Annotated in this window: 17 protein-coding genes; 14 read left to right on the forward strand and 3 right to left on the reverse strand. The window is 60.6% G+C overall.

What is annotated here, in order from left to right:
- The first annotated feature begins 108 nt into the window (after positions 1–108).
- Positions 109–690, forward strand: coding sequence for a cupin domain-containing protein (locus tag PSUM_RS05210; protein ID WP_020800511.1), 582 nt, complete (start codon positions 109–111; stop codon positions 688–690).
- On the opposite strand, the gene PSUM_RS05215 is transcribed toward PSUM_RS05210, so the two are convergent.
- Positions 687–1,619 (reverse strand): helix-turn-helix domain-containing protein, encoded by a 933-nt coding sequence (locus PSUM_RS05215; RefSeq protein WP_083349140.1) that lies wholly within the window; start codon positions 1,617–1,619, stop codon positions 687–689. The two genes, PSUM_RS05210 and PSUM_RS05215, sit on opposite strands and share 4 nt — an antisense overlap.
- A gap of 162 nt (positions 1,620–1,781) precedes the next feature.
- Between PSUM_RS05215 and PSUM_RS05220 the strand changes: the two genes are divergently transcribed.
- The 10 genes from PSUM_RS05220 to PSUM_RS05270 all read left to right on the forward strand — a co-directional run bounded on the left by PSUM_RS05220 (position 1,782) and on the right by PSUM_RS05270 (position 13,425).
- A complete protein-coding gene (locus tag PSUM_RS05220; protein ID WP_033045488.1) occupies positions 1,782–3,140 on the forward strand; it encodes a glutamine synthetase family protein in 1,359 nt (452 codons plus the stop codon).
- Positions 3,141–3,277: 137 nt separating this feature from the next.
- Positions 3,278–4,366: a polyamine ABC transporter substrate-binding protein gene (locus PSUM_RS05225; RefSeq protein WP_020800514.1), complete on the forward strand. Its 1,089-nt coding sequence runs from the start codon at positions 3,278–3,280 to the stop codon at positions 4,364–4,366.
- Entirely contained in the window at positions 4,363–5,664 is a 1,302-nt protein-coding gene (locus PSUM_RS05230; protein WP_083349141.1) for an NAD(P)/FAD-dependent oxidoreductase, read from the forward strand. Before PSUM_RS05225 ends, PSUM_RS05230 begins: the two co-directional genes overlap by 4 nt.
- Positions 5,665–5,933: 269 nt before the next feature.
- On the forward strand, positions 5,934–6,530 hold the full coding sequence (locus PSUM_RS05240) for a paraquat-inducible protein A (protein ID WP_020800516.1): 597 nt from the start codon (positions 5,934–5,936) through the stop codon (positions 6,528–6,530).
- A complete protein-coding gene (locus PSUM_RS05245; RefSeq protein WP_020800517.1) occupies positions 6,527–7,183 on the forward strand; it encodes a paraquat-inducible protein A in 657 nt (218 codons plus the stop codon). Before PSUM_RS05240 ends, PSUM_RS05245 begins: the two co-directional genes overlap by 4 nt.
- Positions 7,164–8,840 (forward strand): PqiB family protein, encoded by a 1,677-nt coding sequence (locus PSUM_RS05250; RefSeq protein WP_020800518.1) that lies wholly within the window; start codon positions 7,164–7,166, stop codon positions 8,838–8,840. Before PSUM_RS05245 ends, PSUM_RS05250 begins: the two co-directional genes overlap by 20 nt.
- Positions 8,841–8,857: 17 nt before the next feature.
- The gene (locus PSUM_RS05255; RefSeq protein ID WP_020800519.1) at positions 8,858–9,424 is read left to right on the forward strand and encodes a PqiC family protein; all 567 of its coding nucleotides are present in this window, start codon (positions 8,858–8,860) and stop codon (positions 9,422–9,424) included.
- A gap of 318 nt (positions 9,425–9,742) precedes the next feature.
- Positions 9,743–10,756: an iron ABC transporter substrate-binding protein gene (locus tag PSUM_RS05260; RefSeq protein ID WP_033042286.1), complete on the forward strand. Its 1,014-nt coding sequence runs from the start codon at positions 9,743–9,745 to the stop codon at positions 10,754–10,756.
- A gap of 3 nt (positions 10,757–10,759) precedes the next feature.
- Complete coding sequence (locus tag PSUM_RS05265) at positions 10,760–12,358, forward strand: ABC transporter permease (protein WP_020800521.1); 1,599 nt, start codon at positions 10,760–10,762, stop codon at positions 12,356–12,358.
- Complete coding sequence (locus tag PSUM_RS05270; protein ID WP_020800522.1) at positions 12,355–13,425, forward strand: ABC transporter ATP-binding protein; 1,071 nt, start codon at positions 12,355–12,357, stop codon at positions 13,423–13,425. Before PSUM_RS05265 ends, PSUM_RS05270 begins: the two co-directional genes overlap by 4 nt.
- A gap of 10 nt (positions 13,426–13,435) precedes the next feature.
- Here PSUM_RS05270 and PSUM_RS05275 read toward each other — a convergent pair whose 3' ends face one another.
- The gene (locus tag PSUM_RS05275) at positions 13,436–14,374 is read right to left on the reverse strand and encodes a site-specific integrase (protein ID WP_020800523.1); all 939 of its coding nucleotides are present in this window, start codon (positions 14,372–14,374) and stop codon (positions 13,436–13,438) included.
- A 189-nt stretch (positions 14,375–14,563) separates the two neighbouring features.
- On the opposite strand from PSUM_RS05275, the gene PSUM_RS05280 reads away from it, so the two are divergent.
- On the forward strand, positions 14,564–15,943 hold the full coding sequence (locus PSUM_RS05280) for a UDP-glucose dehydrogenase family protein (RefSeq protein ID WP_083349142.1): 1,380 nt from the start codon (positions 14,564–14,566) through the stop codon (positions 15,941–15,943).
- A gap of 209 nt (positions 15,944–16,152) precedes the next feature.
- Here the strand turns inward: PSUM_RS05280 and PSUM_RS31705 are convergent, their stop codons facing one another.
- Entirely contained in the window at positions 16,153–16,296 is a 144-nt protein-coding gene (locus PSUM_RS31705; RefSeq protein ID WP_155943756.1) for a hypothetical protein, read from the reverse strand.
- Here PSUM_RS31705 and PSUM_RS05285 point away from each other — a divergent pair.
- On the forward strand, positions 16,295–17,002 hold the full coding sequence (locus PSUM_RS05285; protein WP_033042314.1) for an HPP family protein: 708 nt from the start codon (positions 16,295–16,297) through the stop codon (positions 17,000–17,002). The two genes, PSUM_RS31705 and PSUM_RS05285, sit on opposite strands and share 2 nt — an antisense overlap.
- Positions 17,003–17,149: 147 nt before the next feature.
- On the forward strand, positions 17,150–18,256 hold the full coding sequence (locus PSUM_RS05290; RefSeq protein ID WP_033042293.1) for an enoyl-CoA hydratase/isomerase family protein: 1,107 nt from the start codon (positions 17,150–17,152) through the stop codon (positions 18,254–18,256).
- The last annotated feature ends 3 nt before the right edge of the window (positions 18,257–18,259 follow it).

Here is an 18,259-nt window from a genome sequence, read left to right on the forward strand (position 1 = left end):
CTGCCGCAGGCTGCGATCTTTTGACCTGCTTTCAAAATACAAGATCAAAAGATCGCAGCCTGCGGCAGCTCCTACAGTGGGCCGTAGCTTACCGGTTTGGAACTCAGTATGAGCAATGACAGCAAGACCCAGGCCGAACCGCATTTTCTCGGCACGCGGATTCGCGGCCTGCGTAAACGCCGGGGCATGACCCTGGCGGAACTGGCCCGACAGAGCGAGCTGACCGCTGGCTACATCAGCCAACTGGAACGCAATCTCGCCTATCCGTCGATCCCGGCGCTGTTCAACATTGCCCGCAGTCTCGGCGTGACCATCCAATGGTTTTTCGCCAGCGAGGCGGTCACCGACCCTGAAGACGACGGCATTGTCGTGCGCAAGCACAGCCGCCTGAACGTGCATTACGAAGACGGCATCGTCGACCAGTTGTTGACCCCGCAAGCCAACCGTCAGCTGGAAATGCTCCACTCGCGTTTCCCGCCCGGCACCTACAGCCAGCAAAGCTATAGCCACGACGGCGAAGAAGCCGGCTATCTGCTGTCAGGCAGCTTTGAGTTGTGGGTCGGCGAGCGCTACTTTCAACTCAATGAAGGTGACAGCTTCAGTTTCTCCAGCCAGGAACCGCATCGTTATGGCAATCCCGGCGACGTGGATGCCGTGGTGATCTGGGTGATTACCCCACCGACTTTCTAGCGCCGGCCACGCCCGGCTGCCTGGACCACGCTTGCACGCTTGAGGGTGTCGCTCGGCAGTTCCTTGAACAACGCGCGATAGCTGCTGGAAAACCGCCCCAGGTGCCAGAACGACCAGTGCATCGCCACTTCGGCCACGGTGGTTTGTGCCGGCGTGCGGCTGAGCAGCTCGCGACGGGCGCTGTTCAGGCGGCGCAGGCGCAGCCATTGGGTTGGCGCCATGCCGGTGAAGGTCTTGAAGGCATGCTGCAGCTGGCGCAATGAAACCCCGGCGACCTCGGACAACGCCAACAGGTTGAGCTGTTCCTCCGGGCTCTCCGCCGCCCATTCCCCTACCCGCTTCATGATCGCCCGCTCCCCTGCCCGGCGCTGCAATGCTCCCGGGTCGAGGCAGGTACAGGCGTTGTCGAGGATGAACAGGCAATCCTCCAGCAGTTGCTGGGTCAAGGCTTCGCGGCTTGGCGGGTCGTAGGTCTGCGACAGCTGGGTCAGGGTTGCGCTGAGCCAACGGCTGAACAATGCATTTTGATGCGAATTGAGCGGCGCCATGAACAACCCCTCCAGCCGCGCGACATCCAGGGCGTGACGCTGGACAAACTCGGGCCCGAACACCACGGCGATTTCCTGGTAGTTCTCCGGGGTGATCCAGATATTGCGGCTTTCGCCGTTCAACACGTACAGCGCGTTGTCGCTACGGTCGAAACAGAACGCGAGCGCGCCTTGTGGCGCGCTGAAATTCTGCTCGACCCGGGTGTTCATGTGCTCCTCGTAAATCTCTACGCCCTGTAGATCCAGATAGCGCACCCTGCCGGCAAAATGCCCCGGCGACATCTGTTGGTAATGCTGGACCCAGCCCGGTGTGGCACGGATTTGCTCGGCGATATCACAGGTATTGAACGCTTGAACGTGTAGTGAATTGCAGACTGTCATTGGGTGACCTTACGCACTCTTTTGGTGCGCTTTGTCCTGCTTAAAGTGGATAGATGGAACCGCAAGGCTCGCCCAAGATAGACGTCAACGCGCTACAGGGGAAGTGTCCGGCGGATGAAACCGGCCTCTCCTGGCGTTAATAAAACCAATAACGAGGTCTTTATGAATGTCCCTTTCGATCAGCTGTTCACTTGGCTGAAAGATCACAAGATTACCGAAGTCGAGTGCGTCGTCAGCGACCTGACCGGCATTGCACGCGGCAAAATCGCACCCACCAACAAGTTCCTGCATGAGCGAGGCATGCGCCTGCCGGAAAGTGTGCTGTTGCAAACGGTAACCGGGGACTTTGTCGACGACGACATCTACTACGACCTGCTTGACCCGGCGGATATCGACATGGTCTGCAAGCCGGTATCCGATGCAGTGTACGTCGTGCCTTGGGCGATCGAGCCGACCGCCATCGTGATTCACGACACCTTCGACAAGTTCGGCAACCCGATTGAACTGTCGCCGCGCAACGTGCTCAAGAAAGTCCTGCAGCTGTACACCGATAAAGGCTGGCGGCCGATTGTCGCGCCGGAAATGGAGTTCTACCTGACCCAGCGTTGCGAAGACCCGGATTTGCCACTCAAGGCCCCGATGGGCCGCTCCGGGCGCGCCGAAAGCGGTCGCCAGTCGTTCTCCATCGACGCCGCCAACGAATTCGACCCACTGTTCGAAGACGTCTACGACTGGTGCGAACTCCAGGGCCTGGACCTCGACACACTGATCCACGAAGACGGCCCGGCGCAGATGGAAATCAACTTCCGCCACGGCGACGCCCTGGACCTGGCCGACCAGATCACCGTGTTCAAGCGCACCATGCGCGAGGCGGCGCTCAAGCACAATGTCGCGGCGACGTTCATGGCCAAGCCGGTCGGCGATGAGCCGGGCAGCGCCATGCATATCCACCAGAGCGTGGTGGACATTGCCACCGGCCAGCCGATCTTCGCCGACGCCGACGGCAACATGAGCGAGTTGTTCCTGCACCACATCGGTGGCTTGCAGAAGTACATCCCCAAAGTCCTGCCGATGTTCGCGCCGAACGTCAACTCGTTCCGCCGCTTCCTGCCGGACACTTCGGCACCGGTGAACGTCGAATGGGGCGAAGAAAACCGCACCGTCGGCCTGCGCGTACCGACCTCGAGCCCCGACGCCATGCGTGTGGAAAACCGCTTGCCCGGGGCCGATGCCAACCCTTACCTGGCCATCGCCGCCAGCCTGCTGTGCGGTTTCCTGGGCATGGTCGAGCGCATTGAACCGAGCGCCGCGGTGCAGGGCCGGGCCTATGAGCGGCGCAACCTGCGCCTGCCGATCACCATCGAAGACGCGCTGACGCAGATGGAGGAATGCGCCACCGTCAGCCGCTACCTGGGCGACAAGTTCGTGCGCGGCTACGTCGCGGTCAAGCGCGCCGAGCATGAGAACTTCAAGCGCGTGATCAGCTCGTGGGAGCGCGAGTTCCTGTTGCTCAGCGTCTGACTCGAAGACCTCTTCGCGAGCAGGCTCGCTCCCACATTTGAAATGCATTCCCCTGTGGGAGCGAGCCTGCTCGCGAAAGCGGCCGCCAGAACACCAAAAATCACCTGAAAAAACCAATAATTCCAAGAGGTGTCGATATGCGTCTATTGAAATCCATGGTTCCGCTCGCGCTGACTGCAATGTTCAGCGCCGTCGCCCAGGCTCAGCCTCAGGTCAGTGTCTACAACTGGACCGACTACATCGGCGAGACCACCCTCGCCGACTTCCAGGCAAAAACCTCGATCAAAGTGATCTACGACGTTTTCGACTCCAATGAAACCCTGGAAGGCAAGTTGCTCGCCGGGCGTACCGGGTACGACGTGGTCGTGCCCTCCAACCACTTCCTCGCCCGCCAGGTGAAGGCCGGCGCGTTCCTCAAGCTGGACCGCGAGCAACTGCCGAACTTCAAGAACCTGGACCCGAAGCTGCTGGCCTTGCTGGAGAAAAACGATCCGGGCAATGCGCACTCGGTGCCGTACCTGTGGGGCACCAACGGCATCGGCTACAACGTCGACAAGGTCAAGCAGGTGCTGGGCATCGACCGCATCGATTCCTGGGCCGTACTGTTCGAGCCGGAAAACATCAAGAAACTCAGCCAGTGCGGCGTATCGATGATGGACTCGGCCGATGAAGTGTTTCCCGCAGTCCTCAACTACATGGGCATGGACCCGCGCAGCGAGAACCCCGAAGACTTCAAGAAAGCCGAAGCCAAGCTGCTGGGCATCCGTCCGTACATCACCTATTTCCATTCGTCCAAGTACGTCTCGGACCTGGCCAATGGCGACATCTGCGTGGCATTCGGTTACTCCGGCGATGTGTTCCAGGCCGCCAACCGGGCCAAGGAAGCCAATAACGGCGTGAACATCGCCTACGCCATTCCCAAGGAAGGCAGCAACCTGTGGTTCGACCTGCTGGCCATTCCCGCCGACGCCAGCAACCCGAAAGAGGCACACGCGTTCATCAATTACCTCCTCGACCCGCAAGTGATCGCCAAGGTCAGCGCCTCGGTCGGCTATGCCAACCCCAATCCGGCGGCAAAGCAGTACATGGACCCTGGATTGGTGAACAACCCCGAGGTTTACCCGCCGCAGGAAGTGCTCGACAAGCTCTATATCTCCACCACCCCGCCGCAGTCGATCATGCGCCTGATGACCCGCTCGTGGAGCAAAGTGAAGTCCAACCAATGAACCAGTACACACAGGAACATGCTCGCTCGTATTACGCCGCGTCGGCCCATGGCATGGCGCAATTTCCAGGGCTGACAGCGGACCTTGAGGCCGATGTCTGCGTGATTGGCGGTGGTTTCACCGGCATCAACACCGCCATCGAACTGGCCCAGTGCGGGCTCTCGGTGATCCTGCTGGAAGGCCGGCGGATCGGCTGGGGTGCCAGCGGGCGCAACGGCGGACAACTGATACGCGGCATTGGTCATGACGTCAGTGGTTTCGCCAAACATATCGGTGCCGAAGGTGTGCGCTATCTGGAGCGCGCCGGTATCGAATCGGTCGAGCTGGTGGGCCGGCGAATCCGCGAACACGGCATCGATTGTGACTTGCGCTGGGGCTTTTGCGAATTGGCCAACACCCCGGCGCAGTTTGCCGGACTTGCGTCTGAATACGCAGCGCTCAAGGAATCGGGGTACGCCCACGAAACCCGCCTGGTCGAGCCCGGACAGGTTCGCACGCACGTGGTCAATTCAGGCGTATATGCCGGCGGTCTGGTCGACATGGGGTCCGGTCACCTGCACCCCTTGAACCTGGTCCTGGGCGAAGCGCGGCTTGCGTCGTCCCTTGGCGTGCAGATCTTCGAGCAGAGTCCGGTGCTGGAGTTGATCCATGGTGACACCGTGCAGGTTCGTTGTGCTGGCGGCACGGTTCGCGCGGGTAGCCTGGTGCTTGCCTGTAACGCCCACCTGGAAGAACTCGAACCGAAACTCAGCGGCAAGGTGCTCCCGGCCGGAAGCTACATCATTGCCACCGAACCCTTGTCGGCAGACGTTGCCGCGCAGCTGATCCCGCATAACCTGGCGCTGTGCGACCAGAAAGTCGGCCTGGACTACTACCGGCTCTCGGCAGACCGGCGCCTGTTGTTCGGCGGTGCCTGCCATTATTCCGGGCGCGATCCACGGGACATCACGGCCTACATGCGCCCGCAGATGCTCAAGGTCTTTCCGCAGCTGGCGAATGTGCGCATCGACTATCAATGGGGCGGCAAGATCGGCATCACAGCCAATCGATTCCCACAGGTCGGGCGCCTGCGCCAACACCCGAATGTGTTCTACGCCCAGGGTTACTCAGGCCATGGCCTCAACGTGACCCACTGGTGCGCAAAACTGCTGGGCGAAGCGATCCAGGCCGGACATAGCAAAGGCTTCGATGTGTTCAGCGCCGTTCCGCACATGACCTTCCCGGGCGGCCGCGCCCTGCGCTCGCCGCTGCTGGCGCTCGGCATGCTGTGGTACCGGATGCGCGAAGTGCTCGGTTAACCCCCGTGCCCCTCTTGCGGCACGCGGCGGTCTCTGTAGGAGCGAGCATGCTCGCGAAAAACCTGAGAGCACCGCGGGGTGCCAGGCTCCCCTCGTTATCGTTAACGACCATCGCGAGCATGCTCGCTCCTACAGTAAATCGGGTGCATCTGGTCGACTGCCAGGCCCATGCGCCAACCCCATAACCTTTATTTCGATTTGCTCAATCGCGAGTCACTTCTATATTGAGGGGGTGCTCTGAACTTCGTGCCTCTTGTTGAGCCTGGCCCATGGCAACTACTGATCAACTGATCATCTGCGAGCACTGCGACTGCGTGTATCAAAAAGTCACACTCGCCAAACATCAGAAAACCCTGTGTACACGCTGCGGCGGCGTGCTTCAGCGCTATAACGGCCTGACGGTGGAGCAACGCCTGGCGTTGACCTTCACCGCATTGATGCTGTGGATTTTCGCCAACTTCTATCCGGTCATGAGCATCAGCCTCAAAGGCCTGAAAAATAGCGCAACACTTTGGGATTCGGTGCTGGCGTTGAGCCTGGGCCCCATCACCTTCATCGCCATGGTGGCGGCGATCGCCATGATCATCGCGCCGATTTTCCAGTTGGTGCTCTTGATCTGGGTCCTGGGTTTCGCCCTCACCCACAGGCGTTCACCTGGTTTCAGATTCTGCATGCGCTGGCTGGAAACCCTCAGGCCGTGGAGCATGCTGGAAGTCTGCCTGCTGGGAGCAATGGTCGCCGTGATCAAGCTCGCCGGGTTACTGGATGTGCTGCCCGGCATCGGTCTGTTCGCCTTGGCCATCCTCAGCCTGATGATGATCCGCATTGCCGGCCGCGATATCCGTGAACTATGGGACATCGTATGACAACACCTCCTGTCGCCAGTGATCTCAACCTGTGCCTGTGCCACAGCTGCGGCCTGGCCTGTGACATGACCTTCGAACCCCATGAATGCGAGCGCTGTGGCGCTCCCCTGCATCGACGTAAACCCAACTCGTTGACCCGGACCTGGGCGTATATGTTCACCGCACTGGTGTTTTACATCCCGGCCAATTTGCTGCCTGTGATGAACACCAAGATGGTCGGCAATGGCGCCGACAGCACGATCATGAGCGGCGTGATTGAGTTCTGGCAGCACGGAGCCTGGGATATAGCCCTGATCATCTTCATCGCCAGCATCGCGGTGCCTGGCGTCAAGTTCGTCGCACTGACGCTGCTGCTGGTGACCGTTCAGCGCGATAGCCAGTGGGCACTGCGCGAGCGTTCGCAAATGTACCGTTTTGTCGAGCTCATCGGTTATTGGTCGATGCTTGACGTCATCGTAGTGGCCCTGGTGGCCTCCCTGGTCAAGTTCCAGGCCCTGGCCGATATCGAACCGCGCCCGGGCATTTTGTTCTTTGGCCTGGTGGTGGTGTTCACCATGCTCTCCGCGATGAGTTTCGATCCGCGACTGATCTGGGATAAAGAGCGGCAAAAACCATTAAATGAGGAGGTCACGGATGAAGTCACAAGCCACTGACGGGCCGTTGGTCCCGGGCCAAGCTCCGATCAAGACCCGCCGCTTCAGCTTTTCGCTCGTGTGGATCGTACCGATCGTTGCGGTGCTGGTGGGGATATCGCTGGTGGTCCACAGCATCTTGCAGGAAGGTCCCACCATCACCGTCACCTTCAAGACTGGTGACGGCCTGACCGCCAACAAGACCGAAGTCAAATACCGCAACGTGGTAATCGGTCATGTCTCGGACGTAGAACTGGCCAACGACCAGAAGAGCGTGAACGCCACCATCAAACTGGCCAAACAGGCCGAAAGCTTCACCCGCAAAGACTCGCAGTTTTGGGTGGTTAGGCCGCGGATCGGCGCTGGCGGGGTGTCGGGTATCGATACGCTGTTGTCCGGGGATTACATCGGCGCCGATATCGGCCAGGACAATGCACGGGCGAAGACCTTCAAAGGCCTGGAAAACCCGCCAGCCATCACCTATGGCGAGCCGGGCAAGCGTTTCACCCTGCACACCCAGGACCTGGGGTCACTGGATATTGGCTCGCCGGTCTACTACCGCAAGATTCCGGTCGGCCAGGTCGTGGCCTACGCCCTGGACCCCGATGGCAAAGGGGTGAACATAGAACTGTTCATCCACGCCCCCAATGATCAGTACGTCACTGAGAACACCCGATTCTGGAACGCCAGCGGTGTGGACGTGAGCGTCGGTGCCAACGGTTTTGCGGTCAAGACCGAGTCCCTGTCTTCCTTGCTGGTGGGTGGGATTGCGTTCCGTGCGCCGGAATACAGCCCCGACGACAAACCGGCCCCGGAAGAATATGCCTACGAACTGTTCGAGGACCAGCAAACCGCCCTCGCCCCGCCCTACGGCAAGGCGCAATACCTGAGTTTACGTTTCGATCAGGCGCTGCGCGGGCTCAAGGTCGATGCACCGGTGGAATTCCTGGGTGTGGAATTCGGGCGAGTTGTCTCGATCAATCTGGATTTCGACGCGAAGAAACGCACGTTCCCGGTCAATGTCGGCATCGTGATTTATCCGCAACGACTCGGCCAGGCCCACGCAAAAATGCTCAAGGCCTTGAATCATGACCCCAATGACGAAGCCGCGGGCGTCCGCCTGATGGGCTCTTTCGTCGAAAACGGCCTGCGTGCGCAGGCCCGTAGCGGCAATCTGTTGACCGGTCAGCTATACATTGCACTCGATTTTTACCCCAAGGCCGAGAAAGTCGTTTTCGATCCCACCGCCCGCCCCGTTTCCATTCCAACGATTCCGGGCAGCCTCGAACAATTGCAGGAAAAGCTCGAGGCCATGGTCACCAAGATCAATCAACTGCCCATCGAACGGATCGCCGGCAATCTGGACAGCAACCTCGTCGAATTGCGCAAGGGTTTGTCGCAATTCAATGCCAAGACCTTGCCTAGCGTACAAAGCACCCTGGGGGACGTGAGCAAAACCCTGCAATCGGCCAGCACCACCTTGCAATCGGCCAATTCGACGCTTGCCGATGACTCGCCGCAACGGGAAAAACTCAGCCAGACGATGGATGAGCTCGGACGCACCTCGCGCGCCTTGCGTGATCTGGCCGATTATCTGGGCCGGCATCCGGAATCCTTGATTCGCGGCCGTCCAAACAATGCCGCGCCGATCGATATGCAAGGGCCGCCGAGCAAATGACCACAGGAGCAACATTCATGGCTTTTTCACTGAAAATCACCTTGTTCGCCGCGTTGTCGTTGCTCGCCGCCTGCCGCAGCGATCCGATTCAGTTTCACACCCTGACCCCAGCCCAACTGACGGGCACTTCACGCAATGGCGCGCAAATCGAGATTGAATTGCTCAGCGTCCCGCCGCAGGTCGATCGCCCGCAGATCGTCGTACGCCAGGGCAATACCGGCATGGCGATCCTGGAAACCGACTGGTGGGGTGCCAGCCTGGTGGATGAGTTGCGCAGCGCCTTGCTCGACCAGATGATCAACAATAATCCGCAACGCAGGCTGTTGGTGCGCCTGGAGGTACAGCGCTTCGATTCGATTCCCGGCCAGTATGGATTGCTCGACGTAAGATGGCGCCTGCGCAGCAGCAATGGCCATGAAGACGTCATCGGAAATTGCCGCAGCACCCTGCAGACCCCATCAGGACCCTCGATCGAGGAGCTGGTAGCTGCGCAGCAGAACAACGTCAGGCGCCTGGCCGCGCTGATCAGCCAGGCAGCGGCTGGCACGCAAAAAGGTTGTCCATCCGCCAATGCCAACCAATGATGCAATCCCCCTGTCCAAGCGAGGCTTTGTGGCGAGGGGATTTATCCCCGCTGGGTCGCGCAGCGGCCCCAAAACCTGCAAATCGGTGTATCTGATTCCGTGTGCATTAGCGTTGCGACTGCTTCGCAGCCGAACGGGGATAAATCCCCTCGCTACAAAGGTTCGCCCACAGGATTTGACGATTTTTTCTCATTCGAGGCTCTACATTAGCCGGCGTTGAATCTGCAAATGATTCGTATTGATCTAGAATAATTGACGTCGTTCTTTTTCTCGATTGAATCAGCTTGCATGACCCAAAATAACAGGAGCCGGCGCCGCATGAAGTCCCCAATCCCTTCGTTCCTCAAAAAGGCCCTGCTGGCCACCGCTTTGCTGAGCGCTGGTCACGCGTACGCCGCCGATACCGCTGGTATCGTGGTCTACAACGCACAGCATGAAAGCCTGACCAAATCCTGGGTCGAAGGTTTTACGCAGGAAACCGGTATTCCGGTGACCTTGCGCAACGGCGACGATACCGAAATGGGCAACCAGATCGTGCAGGAAGGCGCCGACTCGCCGGCCGATGTATTCCTCACCGAGAACTCCCCGGCGATGGTGTTGGTCGACAACGCCGGTTTGTTCGCGCCCGTGGACAAAACCACCCTGGAACAGGTCGATTCAGCCTACCGCCCGGCCCACGGCAAATGGCTGGGCATCGCTGCACGCTCCACGGTGTTCGTCTACAACCCGAGCAAATTGTCCGAAGCCCAGTTGCCCAAGTCGATCATGGACCTTGCCGCGCCGAACTGGAAAGGCCGCTGGGGCGCATCCCCGGGCGGCGCCGACTTCCAGGCGATCGTTGCCGCCATGATCGAACAAAAAGGCGAAGCCGCCACCCTGGAGTGGCTCAAGGCGATGAAAACCAACTTCAGCGCGTACCGGGGCAACAGTTCGGTGCTCAAGGCGGTGAATGCCGGGCAGATCGACAGCGGCGTGATATACCACTATTACAGCTTCGTCGATCAGGCAAAGACCGGCGAGAACAGCAAGAACACTGCCTTGCACTACTTCAAACACAAGGACCCGGGAGCGTTTGTCAGCATTTCCGGAGGTGGCGTCCTGGCCTCCAGCAAACACAAGGAACAAGCCCAGGCGTTCCTCAAGTGGATCACTGGCAAGGACGGCCAGGCCATCCTCAAGGACGGCAAGTCGTTTGAATACGCCGTGGGCAAGAACGCCGAATCCAACCCTAAACTGGTGCCTTTGCAGCAGCTCGACGCGCCGTCCGTGGACGCCTCGAAACTCGACAGTAGAAAAGCCGTGGAGCTGATGACTCAGGCGGGACTGCTCTAATTGATGCCTGAAATCCTGCCGGTGGATACCGCCCAAGCGCTACCCGCCAATTTACGTAGACGGTCACGCGGCATGTTCGCGAGCCGCGGTGGCGCGTGGGTGGTCGGGTTGTCGGTGCTGGTGTCGTTGCTGGCACTGCTGCCGATTGCCTACGTCATCGGCGTGTCCTTGCAAACCGGCTGGTCCACGGTGGTGACCTTGGTGTTCCGCCCACGGGTGGGCGAGTTGCTGACCAACACCGTGTTGCTGGTGGTACTGACCATTCCCCTTTGCGTGGCGCTGGGTGTGGCACTGGCCTGGCTGACCGAACGCACGGATCTGCCGGGGCGGCGCTGGTGGTCGTTACTGGCCACGGCCCCCCTGGCGGTGCCAGCCTTTGTCCACAGCTATGCCTGGGTCAGCCTGGTGCCGCCGATCCACGGCTTGTTTGCCGGGGTGCTGGTGTCGGTCATTGCCTACTTCCCGTTTCTCTACCTGCCGATTGCCGCAACGCTGCGGCGCCTCGACCCGGCCATTGAAGATGTCGGCGAATCCCTTGGGCTCAAGCCGTGGGCGGTATTTTTTCGCGTCGTGCTCCCGCAGTTGCGCCTGGCCATCTGCGGTGGCGCGTTGCTGGTCGGCCTGCATCTGCTGGCCGAGTACGGTCTGTACGCGATGATCCGCTTCGACACCTTCACCACCGCGATCTTCGATCAGTTCAAGTCCACCTTCAACGGGCCTGCCGCCCACATGCTGGCCAGCGTGCTTGCCTTGTGTTGCCTGGTGATGCTGACCGTGGAATCCGCCGCTCGGGGCCATGCGCGCTACGCCCGCGTGGGCACCGGTAGTGCCCGTGAGCAACGGGTGGTGCGCCTGAAAACCCCGGCCAGGGTGCTCGCATTGACCTTGCAGGGCGTCACATGTGCCCTGGCGCTGGGTGTGCCCCTGATCACCCTTGGCGGATGGTTGATCGCCGGCGGCGTGCAAGCCTGGGACCTGGATGAGCTCCTGCCGGCCCTGCAACAGACCCTGCTGCTGGGTGTCGCGGGCGCGGCCCTGACCACCTGCGCGGCCATTCCCATCGCCTGGTTGTCAATCCGCTATCCAGGACGGATGCAACGGATACTGGAAAGCTGCAACTACATCACCAGCTCATTGCCGGGCATCGTCGTGGCGTTGGCCCTGGTGACCGTGACCATTCACTTTGCCCGGCCGATCTACCAGACCACCATCACCGTGCTCTTGGCTTATCTGCTGATGTTCTTGCCCCGGGCCCTGGTGAGCTTGCGCGCCGGCATCGCCCAGGCACCCGTGGAACTGGAAAACATCGCCCGCAGCCTGGGCCGCTCCCCTGCCCGCGCGTTGTGGCTGATCACCCTGCGCCTGGCCGCTCCGGGGGCGGCTGCCGGCGCGGCCCTGGTGTTCCTGGCGATCACCAATGAACTGACCGCCACCCTGTTGCTCGCGCCGAACGGCACGCGGACCCTCGCTACCGGGTTCTGGGCCATGACCAGCGAAATCGACTATGTCGCGGCAGCGCCCTATGCCCTGCTGATGATCCTGTTGTCGCTGCCGCTGACCGGGCTCCTTTATCACCAATCGAAAAAAACGGCTGGCCGATGAACACTCTTGAACTGCATTCACTGAACAAGTCCTACGGCGCCCACAAAGCCCTGGATAACGTCAGCCTGTCGGTACCCAGCGGCAGCCGTACGGTCATCGTCGGCCCCTCGGGCTCGGGCAAGACCACCTTGCTGCGCATGATTGCCGGCTTCGAGTTCCCTGACTCCGGCCGCTTGTCGCTCAATGGTCAAACCCTGGTCGACAGCACCCATGAAGTACCGGCACACCAACGCCTGATTGGCTATGTCCCGCAGGACGGCGCTTTGTTTCCGCACATGACCGTGGCCGCCAACATCGGCTTCGGCTTGTCGATCAAAGGCCAAGAAAAGCACGAGCGTGTCGCCCAGTTGATGGACAGCGTAGCCCTCGACTCGACCATGGCCGCGCGCTGGCCCCACGAGTTGTCCGGCGGACAGCAGCAGCGTGTAGCGCTGGCACGGGCACTGGCGCAGCGGCCGCGCCTGATGTTGCTGGACGAGCCGTTTTCGGCACTCGATACCGGTTTGCGCGCGGTCATGCGCAAGATGGTCGCCCGCCTGCTGGAAGACGCAGGGGTCACCACCATCCTGGTCACCCACGACCAGAGCGAAGCCTTGTCCTTCGCCGATCAACTGGCCGTGATGCGCCATGGCCGGCTGGTGCAGTCAGGCCATCCGCTGGACCTCTACCGCTACCCCGAAGACGAACAGACCGCGCTGTTCCTTGGCGACGCCGTGGTCATGCCGGCCCGGATCGAGGCGGGCTGGGCGCATTGCGACCTGGGCCGGATACCGGTCAACAATCATCGCAACAACCACTCGGCGCAGATCATGCTCCGGCCCGAACAGTTGCAACTGGCCAGCGTCTTGCCAGACGACACCGGTGTCGCTGGCTGCCGGGCAAAGGTCATCGACCGCGACTTCAGCGGAAACACCTGCACCTTGACCGTGGAGTTACAGCCTCGCGCCCCCGACCAGCCGATTGGCCGATCCTTGCTGGTGCGCAGCTCCGGCATGTATGCGCCGCCGGCGGGCAGCGCCGTGCAGGTCTCGACGATTGGCCACGCGCACGTGCTGAGCGAACCTTGAGCCAAGGCCCTCAAAGGTCGAAGCGATCTACCGCCCGACGCCGCTCGTTGTCATCGCGCACATCGTAGTTGGCCGTGGTCTGGATATTGCTGTGATGCGCCAGTTTTTGCGCGATGGACAGATCGTGTTCTTCAATCACCCGGGTGATGAACGAACGGCGAAAATCATGCGGCATGATTTTCACCCCCACCTGTGTGCCCCGCTGCCGGGCGATGTAATAGATCGCGTGCTTGGTAATGCGCTCACGGGTGATGTGACTGCCGCGCCGGATTCGGTTGAACAGGAACGGATCGTCCTCTTCGCCTTCCTTGAGCATCGAGCGGCGCAGTTCCAGCCAGGCATCGAGCTTGGCGAAAGCCCAGGCCGGGGCGTACTTGATCAACTGTTTGTTGCCCTTGGCCGTGACGCGCAGGCTGCGCTCATTGAAGTCGACCTGATTGAGGTCGAGGTTCACCGACTCCGATTTGCGCATGCCAGAACCGTACAGGATCGCAATGATGGCGGCGTCGCGCAGGCCTTGTGGCCGAGGATCGGCGGCGCAGACCTCCATCAATTCCTGGATCAATGAGCGCCGCAGGTTGCGCCCCTGGGACAGACGCGTGCCGGCGATACCCTTGACCGAGCGCATTTTCAACAAGTGTTCCTGGCTGATCAGGCTCATGCGCCACGCTTCGTTCATCACTCCGCGCACCGCATTGACGTACAGCGACGACGTGTTGGGCGCATAACCGTCGGTGCGCAAGGTCGCGACCAGGGCGATGACGTCTTCAGGTTGCAGGTCGTGCCAGGCAATCTCCTCGACATTCATGTCTTCGAAGCCCAGGCGGTCGGCGGCGTCCTGCAAGACGTAACGCATGGTCAGTTGGCTGGAGGGGGCCAGTCGGGCCAGATACAGGGTCAGGGGATTGGGTTTGGCGGCTTTTGGATCAGCAGCAGGTAAGTCAGTCAAACGAAACGGCCTTGAATAAAGAGGAAGCAGAAAACGCTGTAAGACAGGGATGGCCGCTACGCTGCCGGTCGTGGCCTTGAAAGTCAAACACTCTGCCGGCAAACACCGTTTTGGCCGACGAACCGATAGACGAACTGAAACATGGCAATGCTAAACCTTGATCGGACTCGATCGGGGCAGGAGCAAGCCATGAGAATCAGTGTTTTGGGTAGCGGCTACGTTGGCCTGGTGCAAGCGGCCGTCCTGGCTGAAGTCGGCCACGACGTGGTCTGCATGGACGTCGACGAGAAAAAAGTCGAGTTGTTGCAACAGGGCCACGTGAGCATTTTCGAACCGGGGCTGGCCAGCCTGGTACGCGAAGGCCTGGACACCCGTCGTTTGCAATTCACCAGCGATGAAAAACTCGCGGTGCAACATGGCCAGGTGCTGTTTATTGCTGTCGGTACGCCGTCGCGTGACGATGGTTCGGCAGACCTGAGTCAGGTGATGGCGGTCGGCGAGGCGGTGGCGCGGCACCGTGAGCAACCGCTGATCCTGGTGGAAAAATCCACTGTGCCGGTGGGAACTGGCGATGCGTTGCGGGCGCATATCGACAAGTGCCTGATCAAGGTCGGGCGCCTGTTGCAGTTCGATATCGTGTCAAATCCCGAATTTCTCAAGGAAGGCTCGGCCGTGTCCGACTGCCGGCGCCCGGACCGTATCGTCATTGGCTGCGAACGCGAAGACGTGCGCGAGGTGATGCGTGACCTGTACGCCCCCTTCAACCGCAACCATGAACGCGTCATGTTCATGGACCTGCGCAGTGCCGAACTGACCAAATACGCCGCCAACTGCATGCTGGCGACCAAGATCAGCTTCATTAACCAGATCGCCGAACTGGCCGAACACCTGGGTGCCGATATCGAATCGGTGCGCCTGGGCATCGGCGCCGATTCGCGTATCGGCTACCACTTCATCTACCCCGGCTGCGGTTATGGTGGCTCGTGCTTCCCCAAGGACATGCGTGCCCTGATCCACAGCGCCGAAGAGGCCAATTGCACAAGCGACCTGCTGCAAGCGGTGGAAGCCATCAACCAGCGCCAGAAACACAAGCTGTTCGAGCGCCTCAAGGCCTTCTACAAAGGCGATCTGCGCGGTAAGACCTTTGCCGTCTGGGGCCTGGCATTCAAACCCAACACCGACGACATGCGCGATGCACCGAGCCGGCCATTGCTGGAGTCGCTGTGGGCCGCTGGCGCCAATGTCCGCGCATTCGACCCCGAAGCCATGCAGCAAACCCAGCAACTGTACCCCGATGAAAGCAGGCTGATGCTGATGGGCACGCCGGAATCGGTACTCAACGGTGCGGACGCGCTGATCATCTGCACCGAATGGCAACAATTCAAGGCACCGGATTTTGATCTGATCCGCCAGCGCCTCAATGCACCGGTGATCTTCGATGGCCGCAACCTGTACGATGCCGAGCGCCTGGCGCGCAATGGTTTCCTGTACTTCCCGATGGGCCGCGGCGAGTCGCGCAAGTTGCCCATTCCCTATCAGCAATGGCCGGCGGCTCAAGTGGTCGCATAACACCGTCGCGATGGTCGCCAACGATGACGCTGGCTGCTTGATACCCCGCGGCGCCGGGAAATCCATCGCGAGCATGCTCGCTCCTACAGAAAACGTGCGAAGAAACAGCCATTAGCCAGACACAAGCAGAGCAACTCCAGGCGGAGCGCAAACTGGCGGAACATCAAATGCGATTCCCGATACATCAGAATTTATGAACTGAAGCTTCATTAATATGAATTTGTCAGCATCGGAAAGGCGCGGCACACTGTTGCCGTTCCTCCCCCAACAGTTGGAACAACTTCAAGGGCTTTCCGGGTTTCCCAGGCAAGCCCTTTTTTTTCCTCGGTTTTTAATGGAACGATGTTCATCATGCTTGCTCGCTGGTTGCCCGCCGCTATCAACACCCGCCCTTCGGAATGGAGTCGCGCTGCCATCGGCATGGCGCTGGGAACAATGTTCAGCGTCTGGCTGTGCGCTCAGGTATTCGGCATGCAAGTGGCGCAGCACTTGGTCGGTCCGCTGGGTGCCTCGGCGGTCTTGCTGTTTGCCGTGTCGTCCGGCGCGCTCGCGCAACCCTGGTCGATTCTCGGCGGCTATTTGAGTGCCGCGGTGGTAGCGCTGCTGGTGGCCCACGTGCTGGGTCGGACCCTGGGCAGCGCGTGTCTGGCGGCGGGCATGGCGCTGATCCTGATGTGCTGGCTGCGTTGCCTGCACCCGCCGGCCGGGGCACTGGCATTGCTGATGGTGCTGGCGGACCCCGCGACCATTGCCATGGACTGGAAAGCCCTGGGCCCGGTGATGCTCGCCGCATCGACCATGCTGTTCAGCGCCTTGGCCTACAACAACTTGACGCGCATCCGCTACCCAAAACGCGCCAGCGAACCGGTGGCCGTCGTTCCCGCCGACCACCCTCCTGTCGACAGCCAGGCGATCACCGCCCAGGACCTGAAACTGGCCCTGGCGCAGATGGAGGCCTTCATTGACGTTACCCCTGAAGACCTTGAACAGCTGATCCATGCCACTGAGTTGCAGGCCAGGCGGCGCAGTATTGGCGAGGTGCTAAGCCGTAGCGCCTGAACCGGACTGTTTTTCGTTTGCTTCTGCAAAAATGCAGAAAGCACCTGCACATTTTCCGGTTGTACGAGGCAAATTTGCACTGTTACGATCCTGCATCGCTCGCGCGCGAGCTTGTCTATAAAGAACAATAAAAGCAGGGAGTTAGTGATGACTGCTGAGGTTTTATCGAAAGGGACTTCGTCCATGGTTGCCACGCAAAATGAAGTGCTGGCCGAGGTCCGCAACCACATCGGTCACCTGACCCTCAACCGCCCCGCCGGTCTCAACGCCATTACCCTGGAAATGGTGCGCGACCTGCAACGTCAGCTTGACGCCTGGGCACAGGATGAACAGGTGCATGCGGTGGTACTGCGTGGCGCCGGCGAAAAAGCCTTCTGTGCCGGTGGCGACATTCGCTCGCTCTACGACAGTTTCAAGAGCGGCGACACCCTGCACCAAGACTTCTTCGTCGAGGAATACGCCCTCGACCTCGCGATTCATCATTACCGCAAACCGGTGCTGGCCTTGATGGACGGCTTCGTGCTGGGCGGCGGCATGGGCCTGGTGCAAGGCGCCGACCTGCGGGTGGTCACCGAGAAAAGTCGACTGGCGATGCCTGAAGTCGGCATCGGTTATTTCCCGGACGTCGGCGGCAGTTACTTCCTGCCGCGCATCCCCGGGGAACTGGGGATTTACCTGGGCGTCAGCGGCGTGCAGATCCGCGCGGCCGATGCGCTGTACTGCGGTCTGGCCGATTGGTATCTGGACAGCAGCAAGCTGGCCACGCTGGATGACAGACTCGATCAACTGCAATGGCACGACACGCCATTGAAGGACCTTCAGGGCCTGCTGGCGAAGCTCGGGGTGCAACAGTTGCCCGATGCGCCGCTGGCCGCCTTGCGCCCGGCTATCGACCATTTCTTCGCCTTGCCCGATGTGCCGAGTATTGTGGAGCAAATGCGTGAGGTAACGGTCGCCGACAGCCATGAGTGGGCGACGACCACCGCCGACCTGCTGCAGACCCGCTCGCCCCTGGCGATGGGCGTGACCCTGGAAATGCTCCGGCGCGGCCGGCACCTGAGCCTTGAACAGTGCTTCGCCCTTGAACTGCACCTGGACCGCCAGTGGTTCGAGCGCGGCGACCTGATCGAAGGCGTGCGCGCCCTGCTGATCGACAAAGACAAGAATCCGCGCTGGAACCCACCCACCCTCCAGGCGCTGGACGCCGAACATGTAGCGAGTTTCTTCAACGGTTTCGATGAGAGCGGGAGCTGAATC

This window comes from Pseudomonas umsongensis (assembly GCF_002236105.1).
Lineage (GTDB): Bacteria > Pseudomonadota > Gammaproteobacteria > Pseudomonadales > Pseudomonadaceae > Aquipseudomonas > Aquipseudomonas umsongensis.